Raw genomic sequence first — 12,812 nt, 5'->3', positions numbered from 1 at the left:
CCCCCAACAAGGGGTATTATCGATGGGTAAAAGGGAATCTGCACCCTTCAGTACGGCTGTCCGTCCCACGAACAATATCTCCCCGGGAGAAATTCACATGCCCAGTGACCGAAGTACACCCGCCCCGAATTTCCCGATTAAAGCCAAGAAGCCGCTGCTGAGGCGCCGCATCTCGGTGTCAGACGTCAATGTCGTGGACAAGCCCATCATGAAGCGCGCTCTCGGCGGCACCATCGTGGGAAACACCATGGAATGGTACGACGTGGGTATCTTCGGCTACCTCATCACCACGATGGGGCCGGTCTTTCTGCCGGAGGCGGACGCATCCGTTCAGACTTTATTTTTGCTCGGAACCTTCGCCGCTACCTTCTTCGCCCGCCCGCTCGGCGGGGTATTCTTCGGCTGGCTCGGTGACCGCATCGGCCGCCAGAAGGTACTCGCCACCACATTGATTCTGATGGCTGCCTCGACCTTCGCTGTCGGGGTGCTGCCGGGTTACGCGCAGATTGGCGTGTGGGCGGCCGCACTGTTGGTGTTCGTCAAGCTCGTGCAAGGCTTCTCGACCGGTGGCGAGTACGCCGGTGCGACGACCTTCGTGAGCGAGCACGCGCCCGACACGCAGCGCGGTTACTTCGCGAGCTTTCTCGACATGGGCAGCTACCTTGGTTTCGCCATCGGCGCATCCCTCGTCTCGGTACTGCAACTCACCCTGGGCCAAGAGGTCATGGAGGACTGGGGTTGGCGCCTCCCGTTCCTCATCGCCGGGCCGCTGGGTCTGGTCGCCATCTACTTCCGCATGAAGATCGACGAGTCTCCCGCCTTCCAGGCCACCCTCGACGCGCAGGAAGCCGCCCAGAAGAACCCGGCCGGAGCAACGGAGAATACTCCCAAGGGCCCGATCGCCATTTTCAAGGCGTACTGGCGCAACATCATCATCGCGATGATCCTCGTCGCCGCCGCGAACACGGTCGGCTACGCGCTGACCTCCTATATGCCCACCTACCTCACCGAGAACAAGGGCTACGACGAGTTGCACGGAACGGCGCTGACGATCCCCATTCTCGTGGTCATGGCCCTGTGCATTCCACTGGCCGGCCGCCTGTCCGACAAGGTTGGTCGCCGCCCCGTGCTGTGGACCGGCGCGATCAGTACGGTGGTGCTGGCTTACCCGGCATTCCTGCTCATCGGTGTGGGTTCGATCTGGTCGACGCTGCTCGGTCTGGCTCTCATCGCCTTCCCGGTCACCTTCTACGTGTCAACGATCGCCTCGGCACTGCCTGCCCTGTTCCCGACAGCGAGCCGCTACGGCGCCATGGGCATCTCATACAACTTCGCTGTTGCCATCTTCGGCGGCACAACACCGTTCATCATCGCTGCGCTCATCGTGGGCACCGGCAACGACATGATGCCCGCGTTCTATCTGATGGCCACCTCGTTCATCGGGGCGATCGCGATCTACTTTCTCAAGGAGTCGGCGAACCGTCCGCTTCCCGGTTCAATGCCGAGCGTCAACACGACCGAAGAGGCGCATGGCCTGGTCAAAACCCAAGACGACAACCCGCTGCTCGACACCGACGAGATGCCGTTCGACCACACCTACGAGCCGCCGACCAACGCCATTCCCGTTCAGGAACCGGCCAAGCTCTAGAGTTCGCGGGGTCACGCAAACGGATGCTCCCAGTCACCCCGCGTAGAATTCCCCGATGACCACCGCGCCCCCCAGCACCGCTCCCGCAGAGTCCGAGTCGATCGTCTTGGCCCCCGATGCGCCCAACATCGACTTCGTCGGGATCGACCCGCACGACCTCGCGGTGACCCTGCGGGTACTCGCCTCGCTCAGTGACGTCGACCCGGACAGCGCCGACTTCGTCACCGTGCGGCGCGCCACCGCCAAGATGTTCAAGTCGGTCAAAATGTCGCGGCGCCTGGAGAAACGCGCGGTCATCGCCGATGCCGATCGCAGCGTCATTGCCGCAACCGCTACCGGCGCCCCCACCCGCATCGACGACGAGACCCGTGGCGCCCAGCTCTCACTCGGAACGAGCGCGGCGAGCGCCGGCGAATTACTCGTTCCGCGCGCCTGCTACATCTGCAAACAGAAGTACACCGTCGTTGATGCGTTCTACCACCAGCTCTGCCCGAGCTGCGCCCTCGTCAGCCACGTCAAACGCGACGCCCGCACCGACCTCACGGGCAAGCGCGCGCTGCTCACCGGCGGTCGCGCCAAGATTGGCATGTATATCGCCCTCCGCCTGTTGCGAGATGGCGCGCACACCACCGTCACCACCCGGTTTCCGCGCGATGCCGTTCGCCGCTTCGCCGCCATGCCCGACGCCAAGGACTGGCTGCACCGACTGCGCATCGTCGGCATCGACCTGCGCGACCCGGCCCAGGTGATTGCGCTGGCCGATTCGGTCGCTGCCCAAGGGCCGCTTGACATTCTCATCAATAACGCCGCGCAGACCGTGCGTCGCTCGCGCGGGTCGTACTCCCCCTTGGTCGAGGCCGAGGAATCCCCGCTGCCCGACGGCCCACTGCCCGAGATCGTGTCATTCGGGCACACCAATGATGCGCATCCGCTCGCCCTGGCGGCGTCCGTCTCCGGGCATCCGTTGCTCGCCGCCGCTTCCGGTGCCGGCGCTCTGACAGCGGATGACCTCACTCGCCTAGCCCTCGCCGCCGGGTCGTCGTCGCTCGAACGTCTCGCGGCTGGCACTGCCATTGACGCGGGCGGGCTGGTACCCGACCTGCACGAGGTGAACAGCTGGACGGCCAATGTCGAAGACGTTGATCCGCTCGAGATGCTCGAAGTTCAGCTGTGTAACACGACGGCACCATTTTTGTTGGTGAGTCGTCTGCGGGCGGCGCTGAGCGCATCCACTGCGCGTCGTACCTATATCGTCAACGTGTCGGCGATGGAGGGGGTGTTCGGTCGCGGGTATAAGGGACCTGGCCACCCGCACACCAATATGGCCAAGGCGGCGCTCAACATGCTGACCCGCACGAGCGCCAAGGAGATGCTGGAAGACGGCATTCTCATGACGAGCGTCGACACCGGTTGGATCACCGACGAACGGCCGCATCCGACCAAGGTGCGCCTGGCTGAGGAGGGCTTTCACGCTCCGCTCGACCTGGTCGACGGCGCTGCTCGGGTGTACGACCCGATCGTGCGCGGCGAGGCCGGCGAAGACCTGTACGGGGTTTTTCTCAAGGACTACAAGCCGGGCGCCTGGTAGCCCTCAGTCGAGGTCGAACGCGGTACTGATGGCGGCGCTAAGTTGCGCTTCCTGGCCGGGAAGCAGAAAGCCGACTTTGACGCGAAGACGGCATCGGCGCCGTCGACGCCCCGCTGACGCTCATGTTTGCCACGCCAAGAACGCAGAAATTGTCGTCTGATTTGTTCGTCCTTGGCCTCCGTTAACATGAGCATGACGGTGGACCACGTCGCGAGGAGCAGGACATGACCGAGGACAGCTTCGAACGCGATGTCGTTCGCACCTTCAAACTGTTCATGGACCGCATCGTCTCGAAAGCGGATGACTAGGGCCGGCCGGGGCTGTCACCACTTGGAGTGAAAGTCACCGCACACCTCGGCGCGGACGCGGCCACGTTGCCGGTCGTTTCCGAGACGCTCGCCGACCACCGCCTGGTCGACGCCGACATCGCCCTCACGAGTCTGAGCCACCCAAACCCGAAGGCCCTTGTCGGCATATCAGATCGTCGTGCTGGAAGACATCGACCTGGTTGCACTGCAGCGCAACGCCACCCCGCAGCCGCTCTTGTTCGAGGTGCTCGACGCCCTCGACACAGCGGCCCTCCGCTCTGAGGGCGTCACCGGATCCTTTGCGAAGGAGCTCATCCGCCGCGCCGTGTTGCGCGCCGCCCTCCGCGCCGAAACCGCCGATGACGGGGACCTGCAGGTCGCACTCGACGATCTGTTGTCGGCGGGAGCATCCCTGACTCGCCGACTCCTGCTGCGCCCTCACCACCCGGGCGATCTCGAAACTCACCCCAGCCAGTGCAGTGACCGGCCGTGCGGCTGGGTCAAGGCAATCGGCTGGCCATCCAGCGCCAAGACGAAAGCGGATGCCTCCGCCGGCGTCTCCAAGAGCCGCTCCAGCACCCCAGGCGCCACGCTTTGCCCCTCGTTCGATAGCCAGCGCACCGGCAACCTGGTCATTTGCGCGGCGAACCGGTTGCGGCCCTGCTCGTTCAGGTAGGCGAGCACGGCGGTGTGGAACACCACGACGGTCGCCCCCGCCGGAGCCCGCGCCACGAGTGCCTCGATCTCATCGTTGAGGTCGCCGCGCACGATCTCGACCGGTTGCTGACGGGCCACGGCAACGGCGGCCCGCAGCCGCAAGCGCCGGTCGTCGTGCTCGGGCCAGATCAGTGCGTCCAGCCACGCCACATCCGCGTCGTTGTGCACGTCAAGCGGGTGCAGGTCGATGCCGGCCCGCCAGACGATCTCGGGCATCTGCTCCGGCACCGGCACCGGGCCACTCAGCATGCAGTCCAGCACTACCGGGCTCGGCCCGTCAGCCGGGTGCAGCATCCGCTCGCCGCCACCACTATCACCGCCACTAACATCGCCACCGCCACCACGGTGATACCGGTAGCTGTATCGGTCGGGGTGCAGGCAGAGCCCAGCGGATGCCCCGACCTCGATGAGCGCGAGCGGCCCGGCGAGCGCCGCCAGGGCCGGCAGCAGCACGGCGCAGCGACCGGACTCGTTGGTCTGGGTCGCGTGGCTCAGGCAGGTCGCGGCAACCTCGGACCAATGTTCCCGCAGCCACGCCGCGAACTCGCCGTACTCCCCCACCTTTGCCCCATGAAACCGGGCTGCACTAAACACCAGGTTCGGTTGCCGCTTCACCGCCGGCAGCTGATCGATCAACGACACGAGCGCAGGATCGGCCGCGACGCCAGCCGCCCAACGTTCGTAGCAGGCGCTCATTCCGCGGGCCTCAACCTCAGCGAAGGCCCGGTAGCGCTGGGCTGTGGCGACCCGAGCATCGGTGCTCTCTCTCATTTCTCCATCGTAATCATGGTTAGGCTTAACGGGTGCGATGGCGCCCGAAGCGCCCCAGCCGCACAATCGTGAATCGAATTGGAGAACTAAGTTGCCTGGAGAAAATCTCACCCGCATCGAAGCGGCGGAACGCGCAGCGCTCGTAACCGTCGCGAGCTACGACGTCGTGCTCAACCTCACTACCGGGCCAACCACCTTTGCCAGCACCAGCACCGTGCGCTTCACCGCTACCCCCGGCGCCTCGACCTTCATCGACGCCATCACCGCCAAGGTTTACTCGGTGACCCTGAACGGTGCCGCGCTGGACCCGGCCGTCGTGAGCGACGGCATCCGTATTCAGCTGGACGGTTTGCAGGCCGAAAACGAGCTCGTCGTCGTCGCCGACGCGTTATATACCAACACCGGTGAGGGCCTGCACCGCTTCGTCGACCCGGTCGACAACGAGGTCTACCTGTACAGCCAGTTCGAGGTGCCCGATTCCCGCCGTGTCTTCGCGGTGTTCGAGCAGCCCGACCTGAAGGCGAAGTTCGCCTTCACCGTTACGGCACCGAGCCAGTGGCAGGTCGTTTCCAACTCCACCACGCCGGAGCCGACCGATGCCGGTAACGGTGCCAGCACCTGGGCATTCGCACCGACCCACACCATCTCGAGCTACATCACCGCGCTCATCGCCGGCCCGTACGCCGTCGTGCGCGGCGAACTCACTTCGAGTGATGGACGAACCATTCCGCTCGGCGTGTTCAGCCGCAAGAGCCTCAGTGAGTATCTCGACGCCGACTATATTCTCGAAAAGACGCGCCAGGGCTTCGCCTATTACGAGGGTAAGTTCGGCTACGCCTACCCCTTCGACAAGTACGACCAGCTGTTCGTGCCGGAGTTCAACGCCGGCGCCATGGAGAATGCCGGCGCGGTCACCTTCACCGAGACGTATATCTTTCGCTCCAAGGTCACCGACGCCATCAAGGAACGCCGCGTCGTCACGATTTTGCACGAACTCGCCCACATGTGGTTTGGCGACCTCGTCACCATGACCTGGTGGAACGACCTCTGGCTCAATGAGAGCTTCGCCGAGTGGGCGTCGACCATCGCCACCGCCGAAGCCACCGAGTGGCACGAAGCCTGGACCACCTTCGCCGTGATGGAAAAGAGCTGGGCCTACAAGCAAGACCAACTGCCGTCGACCCACCCGGTGGTCGCGACCATCCGTGACCTCGACGACGTGCTGGTGAACTTCGACGGCATCACCTACGCCAAGGGTGGCTCGGTACTCAAGCAGCTCGCCGCCTGGGTCGGCATCGACGCGTTCTTCACCGGCGTCGGCTCCTATTTTCAGAAGCACCAGTGGGGCAACACCGAACTGTCCGACCTGCTCGCCGAACTCGAGTTGGCGAGCGGTCGAAACCTGAGCGGCTGGGCGAAGCTCTGGCTCGAGACCGCGGGCGTCAATACCTTGCGTCCCGAGATCGCCACGGACGAGGCGGGCATCATCACCGGCTTCACCGTGCTGCAGACCGCAGCAGCGGACTACCCCACCATTCGCCCGCACCGCCTCGCGATCGGCTTCTACACGTTCAATGACGCCCACAAGCTCGTGCGCACGCACCGGGTCGAGCTCGACGTCGACGGTTCCACAACGGATGTCCCCGCTCTCGTCGGCCAGAAACGCCCCAACCTGATCCTGCTGAACGACGACGACCTCACCTACGCCAAGGTGCGCCTCGACCCGGCATCGGAGGCCGTTGCCCTCGAGCACCTCTCCGCCATCGAGAGCCCGCTTGCCCGCGCCCTGGTGTGGGGCTCGGTCTGGGACGCCACCCGCGACGCCGAAACCACGGCGCGTGACTTTGTGCGTCTGGTGCTGAACAATGTGGCCACCGAAACCGAGTCGACCACGCTGCGCACCGTGCTCGGCCAGGTCGTGCTGACCGCGACCTACTATGTGACCGAAACGCAGCGCGACGCCGTCACGACCGAGGTCGCCGACGCGCTGTGGACGCTCGCGCGGGGCGCTGCGGCCGGCAGCGATGCCCAGTTCCAATTCGTGAAGTTCTTCGCCTCCGTCGCGGCCACCCCGGCGCAGCTCGACAGCGTGACAGCCCTGCGTTCGGGCAACACCGTGCTGGATGGCCTCACCGTCGACACCGACCTCGCCTGGGAGCTGCTCACCGCTCTCGTGGCCGGTGGCCGCGCAGCGGCCGCCGAGATCGATGCGGCGCTCGCGGCCGACAACACGGCAACCGGCGCGCAGTCGGCCGCCCTGGCCAGGGCCGCACTCCCCACTACCGAGGGCAAGCTCGCCGCCTGGTCGTCGCTCATCGACGTGGACACGGCCGCGACGACCATCGTGCGCACGACGGCCGCCGGGTTCTTGCGGGTGAACGACGCGAGCTTGCTCGAGCCGTTCGTCGCGACCTACTTCGACATGCTGCAGCGCGTGTGGGAGGCGCGCAGCTTCTCGATCGGCGAGAAGCTCGTGATCGGTCTCTACCCGGCGCCGTTAAACAATCAGGCTCTCGCCGACGCAACGCACGCCTGGCTCGACGCGAACCCGGAACCGGCCGCCCTCCGCCGCCTCGTGGTCGAGAACCTGGCCGGAGTGGAGCGATCGCTCCAGGTTCAGGCTCGCGACGCCGACTAGCGCACGACGATCACCCCGCGACCGACCAGGTCGCGGGGTGATCGTGTGCCGTGAGGTTCACAGCAAACTCCACGCTAACCGAGAGGATACCGCTGCCTGCGGCGCGTGCACTGGGTTGCGCATGCCGCGAATACGCACCGTTTGACCGCGTCCGTGACCCCTTCCCGGGTGCCGCTGAGGCCCATCGGTAGACTGGCTTGGATATGAACTGGGAAACTTTCTGGGCCGATCTGGGCTCCTCCATCGCCAAACTTGAGTGGACCGTCTACGTAGAAAAGATCGTCGCCATTGCGGCGATCATCGCCATCGCTTTCGCCCTGCGCTGGGCCCTGCAATTCGTCATTCAGCGCGTCGTGCAACAAATCGTCTCCGGCGTCAAGAAAACCCAGAAGGTCGACGACACTCAGGCGCTGAACGTGTCGCCGTTGGCCGCGGTACGCGTTGTGCAGCGTTCACGCACGCTCGGCGCGGTGTTGGCGAACATCGTGAACGTGTTCATTTTGATCACCGCGCTGCTGCTCATCGTCACTACTCTGAACCGCGACATTCTCGGCTCTTTCGCGTTGCTGACCGCGGCGCTCGGTGCCGGCCTGGGTTTCGGCGCGCAAAACATCGTTAAGGACATTCTCAACGGCCTGTTCATGGTCGTGGAGGACCAGATTGGCGTTGGCGATATTGTCGACGTGGGATTCGCATCCGGTGTCGTGGAGACCGTCGGAATTCGCATCACGCAGGTGCGCGATATCGACGGCACGCTCTGGTTCGTGCGCAACGGTGAAATTCTGCGGGTTGGCAACATGTCGCAGGGCTGGGCCCGCGTCATCATCGACCTCGCCATTCCATACAGTTCCGACGTTGAGGCCGTACAAGACGAGCTTCTGCGCGTGGCCAGTGCCCTGGCCTCAAGCCGCAAGTGGCGAGCATACATTCTCGAAAAGCCGGAGATCTGGGGCCTGGAGTCGATCAGCGCCGAAGCCCTGGTCACCCGGCTCGTGGTCAAGACCCGGGTGTCGGCCAAGTGGGACTTTGCCCGCGACCTGCGCCTGCACATGAAGAAGGCCCTCGACGGCATGGGCGTTCCGTTGACCCCGCTCAACAGTGTGGTGATGACGACCGGAGACGGCACCATTGACGGCTCGGTCATTGAACCGACCCCGGGCGCCATCGACGCGGCCGAAGAGGCCGCAGCCGCTGTGCCCGATGTCGTTGCCGGGGTGCGCACCGGCCCCGTCACTGTGCGCAAGCCCCGCGGGCCTCGGAAGCCCAAGAACGGTCCCGCTCCAATTCACACTCCGGATCCGTAGCCCGATAAGCCCGCTGCGATGGTATTGACTAACCTTGCGCCGACACGAACAGCCCACAGTAGAAAGCCGCACCGAGTGACCACTGAACAACATCCCACCGATCAGCCTGCAGCCCTCGCCGACGTGCACCTGCGCGAGAACGAGAACGGACCAGCCGTGGTACCCACGTTCTTCGACGAGGTCGGCGGTACCCCATTCTTCGAAAAGCTCGTGCACGACTTCTACGTCGGTGTGGCCACCGACCCGGTGCTCAAGCCGATGTATCCCGAAGAGGATCTCGGCCCGGCCGAACACCGTCTGGTCATGTTCCTCGAGCAGTTCTGGGGAGGCCCCGGAACCTACAGCGAGCAGCGCGGGCATCCGCGTCTGCGCCAGCGGCACATCCCGTTCAAGGTCAATCCGGATGCCCGCGACCGGTGGCTCGGCCACATGAGAGTCGCCGTAAACGCGGCCAATCTGCCGCCGCTGCAGCGGGGCATCCTCTGGGATTATCTGGAACGCGCCGCCTTCGCAATGGTGAACAGCTTCGAGGACTAACGGTGACAATCCGCGACCTGACCTCCGCAAACATTGATGCGGCGGCAACGCTCTGGCACCAAGCCGGGCTCACCCGACCGTGGAATTCACCCGAGCTTGACGCGCAGCGTGCCCTGGATGGCGACACGTCCACGGTTCTAGGCGCCTTCGATAATGACCGGTTGGTCGGCACCGTCATGGTCGGCCACGATGGACACCGCGGGTGGGTGTACTACCTCGCCGTTGATGACAGTAAACGCGGAACCGGGTTGGGAAAGCGGATGATGGCTGCCGCAGAAAACTGGCTGCACGAGAACGGCGCCGTGAAAGTGCAGCTCATGGTTCGTTCTGGCAATGACGCCGTTCTGGGGTTCTACGAGCATCTCGGCTATGAGGATGCCGAGGTGCAAGTGCGCTCCAAGTGGCTGGTTTAGTGCGCGGCGACGACGATCAGGCGCCGGACCGCTCCTGAAGTTGCCTAGCGCGCTCTCGTCGCGCAGCGTCGAGAGCCTCATGCGCAGACGACTGGGCAGGATCAGGATGACCGGCCACCTGTTCGAGTACTGGCGCGGTGAGCGACTCGACGGCCTCGCAGGGACTGGCCGTCGGGTCGGCGCGGTGCACGCTCGCGGCCAACGTTCTCAAGAGAGCCGCGAGTCGGTGGGCGTCATCTCCCGCTATTCCCGAGAGGACGCCGGTTTCCACGTCGGCCACGCGTTGCTCGTATCGGGCAAGAACGCTCAAGCCCTCAGTCGTTGCGCGGATCTTTCGCGCCCGACGATCGGTGGGGTCGGGAATACGTTCCACGAGCTTGGCCTCCACCATGCCGTCGAGCAGGTAGGTCAACACGGTGCGATCGATGGCCAGGTGCGCGCCGATGGCCTGCTGGGACGGCAGGTCGCGGTGAATCACGGTGGACAACACCTGATAACACCGCACTCCCCCTGGCAGACCGTCGACGGCGGTCTCCAACTGACGCTGATAACCGCGCAGAACCATTGCGAGGTTCCACCCCAGGTCTCCGGGCACCGCTAAAGGCAGGCTCGATTCGGAAGTCATGGGGTTATCTTATCCCAGACCATGATGTTGCTGAGATAATCTTTCAGTCATATGATCTGTACAGCATCATATTTCGACGGGAGCAGCGAGTTGAGCAATCACCGAGACACCACCATCGGCATTCTGGGATCTGGGCGAGTGGGAACGGCCCTGGCCCGTCAGGCGCTGAAAGCCGGTTACCAGGTGCGGATAGCGACCGCCAAACCCGCAGCCGAAAACGCCCTACTGGTCGATATTGTGACCCCCGGGGCTGTGGCGGTGGAATCGAGCCAGGCCGCAGCATCCGATCTGGTGGTGTTGGCCATTCCGCTGCACAAGTACCGCACCCTGAACCCGCACGAGCTGGCCGGCCGAATTGTCATTGACGCGATGAATTATTGGGCCCCGATCGACGGGGTCTTTGATGACTTCGAGAGCGATCCCCGCACGACGAGCGAGGTCGTCGAAGGCTTTCTACTCAACGCCCGGGTGGTGAAATCGCTCAACCATATTGGCTATCACGAGCTCGAAGAAGACGACAAGGCCGCCGGTGACGTGACCCGCCGCGCTCTCGCGCTCGCCGGTGACGACGCCGAGGCGAAGGCGCTCGTCGCCACCTTCATCGACCGCCTCGGTTATGACGCCGTCGACGCCGGACCGCTCGCCGCTGGCCGGTCCTTTGAGCCGGCCACCGAAATCTTCACGGGCAGCCACACGGCACACCAGCTTGTCGCCCTCATTCAGAAGGCCAGTCCGCTCGCGGACGCTGCCTAAACCCACCCACCTAACGGAGACCACCTTGCAAATCGGCGCCTACAGCTTCGGCGACACCCAGCTCAACCCCGATGGCAGCTCACGCTCGACCGCGGAGGCAATCAAGAACCTGTTCGATGCCATCGTGCATGCCGACACGGTCGGCCTCGACTACTTCGGTATCGGCGAACACCACACCGTGTCGATGCCAGCGTCCTCGCCCAGCGCCCTGATCGCGGCCGCCGCAGCCGCGACGACGCAGATCACGCTCGGCAGTGCGGCCAGTATCATCTCGACGGATGACCCAGTGCGGGTCTTCCAGCAGCTCGCCACCGCAGACGCCATCTCCGGCGGCGGCCGCATCGAGATCACCGCCGGTCGCGGCTCCTCGGTTGAGACGTTTCCGCTGTTCGGGTTCGATCTGAACGACTACGACGAGCTCTATGCCCAGAAGCTCGACCTATTATTGACCCTGAATAACAGCCAGGCCGAGCACGTGACCTGGACGGGGCGCACACGCCCGTCGATTTCAGACCTGGCCGTTGTGCCGCGCCCGGTCAACGGCTCGCTTCCGATTTGGATCGCCACCGGCGGCAGCGCGCCGTCGTCGGCCCGTGCCGGACGCCTCGGTCTGCCCATCTCCTACGGCATCATCGGTGGGCAACCGCATCGCTTCGCCCCACTCGCCAACCTCTACCGGCAGTCCGCCGCCCAAGCCGGGCACAGCGGAGACAACATCAAGGTCTCGGTGGCGACCTTCGGGCTGGTGGCTCCCACGAAGCAGGAAGCCATCGATCGGCTCTACCCCGGATGGGTCAACCTCAACCTCGAAATGGGCAAGCTTCGCGGCTGGCCGGCCCCGCAACGGCGCGACTTTCTGGCCCAGGTCAACGCGCCAAATGCATATTTCGTCGGCGACCCGGATGACATCGCCACGAGAATCGTCGAGCTGCATCGACACCTCGGCCACATGCGCCACTTTTTTCAGGGTGATCACGGCGGGCTCCCCCAGGAATACTTGCTTGAGTCACTCACCCTGCTCGCCACCGAGGTCAAGCCGCGGGTGCAGCGGCTGCTCGCCGCCAAATAGTCGCTGACGATTCAGGGTAATGGGTGCCGTCGGCCGATCCGCTACCCGGCGCTGCCCGCGATGACCTCGCGATCAAGCTCGCCATTGCCGCGCCCCTTTCGCAAAATCCTGCCGATCCGGGCCAACTCGCCTACGCGCGTGGTTTGCCGAACAACTCGGAACCGTGACACACATATCTACACAAGCGTGTCACGCGCGTGAACTGAACGCATGACGATTGCAGCTTCTTTCTCCATTCCTCCCAGCCGTGAACCCCGCTCCGAGCTCCCCACTGCTCTCGCGCGCTTCCGCATCGAGGGTCTCGCGGCTCAGCCCGTTGTGTTCGGCGCTCATAGCAAGCCGGAAACTGTTGTGATCTCCTTCGCGCTTTACGCGTCACTTCTGCCATTTTTGAGCATCTAAAGATCGCGGCCGTCGTTCGCGAGCGTGCCGCCGAAGAGG

General features: G+C 64.4%; 12 protein-coding genes. 9 read left to right on the top strand and 3 right to left on the bottom strand.

All coding sequences use genetic code 11. The annotated features are described in order from the left end of the window. The first annotated feature begins 97 nt into the window (after nucleotides 1-97). Nucleotides 98-1,648, top strand: coding sequence for an MFS transporter (locus CXY75_RS05205; RefSeq protein WP_199182372.1), 1,551 nt, complete (start codon nucleotides 98-100; stop codon nucleotides 1,646-1,648). A gap of 55 nt (nucleotides 1,649-1,703) precedes the next feature. Next, on the top strand, nucleotides 1,704-3,236 hold the full coding sequence (locus CXY75_RS05200; RefSeq protein WP_104081776.1) for an SDR family oxidoreductase: 1,533 nt from the start codon (nucleotides 1,704-1,706) through the stop codon (nucleotides 3,234-3,236). 432 nt (nucleotides 3,237-3,668) lie between these two features. On the opposite strand, the gene CXY75_RS19750 is transcribed toward CXY75_RS05200, so the two are convergent. Together CXY75_RS19750 and CXY75_RS05195 are read right to left on the bottom strand one after the other, a co-directional pair. Further along, a complete protein-coding gene (locus CXY75_RS19750) occupies nucleotides 3,669-4,010 on the bottom strand; it encodes a hypothetical protein (protein WP_158251128.1) in 342 nt (113 codons plus the stop codon). Beyond that, a complete protein-coding gene (locus CXY75_RS05195) occupies nucleotides 4,007-5,032 on the bottom strand; it encodes a DUF2332 domain-containing protein (RefSeq protein WP_104081775.1) in 1,026 nt (341 codons plus the stop codon). Before CXY75_RS05195 ends, CXY75_RS19750 begins: the two co-directional genes overlap by 4 nt. 91 nt (nucleotides 5,033-5,123) lie before the next feature. On the opposite strand from CXY75_RS05195, the gene pepN reads away from it, so the two are divergent. The 4 genes from pepN (at nucleotide 5,124) to CXY75_RS05175 (ending at nucleotide 9,924) form a co-directional block, all read left to right on the top strand. Beyond that, nucleotides 5,124-7,670: an aminopeptidase N gene (gene pepN / locus CXY75_RS05190; RefSeq protein WP_104081774.1), complete on the top strand. Its 2,547-nt coding sequence runs from the start codon at nucleotides 5,124-5,126 to the stop codon at nucleotides 7,668-7,670. Nucleotides 7,671-7,873: 203 nt separating this feature from the next. Beyond that, nucleotides 7,874-8,974: a mechanosensitive ion channel family protein gene (locus tag CXY75_RS05185; RefSeq protein WP_104081773.1), complete on the top strand. Its 1,101-nt coding sequence runs from the start codon at nucleotides 7,874-7,876 to the stop codon at nucleotides 8,972-8,974. Between the two features lie 129 nt (nucleotides 8,975-9,103). Then, the gene (locus CXY75_RS05180) at nucleotides 9,104-9,511 is read left to right on the top strand and encodes a globin (protein ID WP_369826683.1); all 408 of its coding nucleotides are present in this window, start codon (nucleotides 9,104-9,106) and stop codon (nucleotides 9,509-9,511) included. A 2-nt stretch (nucleotides 9,512-9,513) separates the two neighbouring features. Then, nucleotides 9,514-9,924: a GNAT family acetyltransferase gene (locus tag CXY75_RS05175; protein WP_104081771.1), complete on the top strand. Its 411-nt coding sequence runs from the start codon at nucleotides 9,514-9,516 to the stop codon at nucleotides 9,922-9,924. A 16-nt stretch (nucleotides 9,925-9,940) separates the two neighbouring features. On the opposite strand, the gene CXY75_RS05170 is transcribed toward CXY75_RS05175, so the two are convergent. Continuing rightward, complete coding sequence (locus CXY75_RS05170) at nucleotides 9,941-10,549, bottom strand: MarR family winged helix-turn-helix transcriptional regulator (RefSeq protein WP_104081770.1); 609 nt, start codon at nucleotides 10,547-10,549, stop codon at nucleotides 9,941-9,943. A gap of 90 nt (nucleotides 10,550-10,639) precedes the next feature. On the opposite strand from CXY75_RS05170, the gene CXY75_RS05165 reads away from it, so the two are divergent. The 3 genes from CXY75_RS05165 to CXY75_RS05155 all read left to right on the top strand — a co-directional run bounded on the left by CXY75_RS05165 (nucleotide 10,640) and on the right by CXY75_RS05155 (nucleotide 12,773). After that, nucleotides 10,640-11,302: an NADPH-dependent F420 reductase gene (locus CXY75_RS05165; RefSeq protein ID WP_233201742.1), complete on the top strand. Its 663-nt coding sequence runs from the start codon at nucleotides 10,640-10,642 to the stop codon at nucleotides 11,300-11,302. A 25-nt stretch (nucleotides 11,303-11,327) separates the two neighbouring features. Further along, the gene (locus CXY75_RS05160; RefSeq protein ID WP_104081768.1) at nucleotides 11,328-12,371 is read left to right on the top strand and encodes an LLM class flavin-dependent oxidoreductase; all 1,044 of its coding nucleotides are present in this window, start codon (nucleotides 11,328-11,330) and stop codon (nucleotides 12,369-12,371) included. A 210-nt stretch (nucleotides 12,372-12,581) separates the two neighbouring features. Continuing rightward, nucleotides 12,582-12,773, top strand: coding sequence for a hypothetical protein (locus CXY75_RS05155; RefSeq protein ID WP_104081767.1), 192 nt, complete (start codon nucleotides 12,582-12,584; stop codon nucleotides 12,771-12,773). The last annotated feature ends 39 nt before the right edge of the window (nucleotides 12,774-12,812 follow it).

Origin of the sequence: Cryobacterium sp. Y11 (assembly GCF_002929535.1) — a bacterium.
Classification (GTDB): domain Bacteria; phylum Actinomycetota; class Actinomycetes; order Actinomycetales; family Microbacteriaceae; genus Cryobacterium.
Note: the sequence above shows the minus strand (reverse complement) of the source record. Positions and strands in the feature narration are given on the sequence as shown.

Coding starts and splice junctions, on each gene's coding strand:
- CXY75_RS05200 (WP_104081776.1), top strand. CDS start 1,704: ATGACCACCGCGCCCCCCAGCACCGCTCCCGCAGAGTCCGAGTCGATC.
- CXY75_RS05155 (WP_104081767.1), top strand. CDS start 12,582: ATGACGATTGCAGCTTCTTTCTCCATTCCTCCCAGCCGTGAACCCCGC.
- CXY75_RS05205 (WP_199182372.1), top strand. CDS start 98: ATGCCCAGTGACCGAAGTACACCCGCCCCGAATTTCCCGATTAAAGCC.
- CXY75_RS05195 (WP_104081775.1), bottom strand. CDS start 5,032: ATGAGAGAGAGCACCGATGCTCGGGTCGCCACAGCCCAGCGCTACCGG.
- CXY75_RS05185 (WP_104081773.1), top strand. CDS start 7,874: ATGAACTGGGAAACTTTCTGGGCCGATCTGGGCTCCTCCATCGCCAAA.
- CXY75_RS05170 (WP_104081770.1), bottom strand. CDS start 10,549: ATGACTTCCGAATCGAGCCTGCCTTTAGCGGTGCCCGGAGACCTGGGG.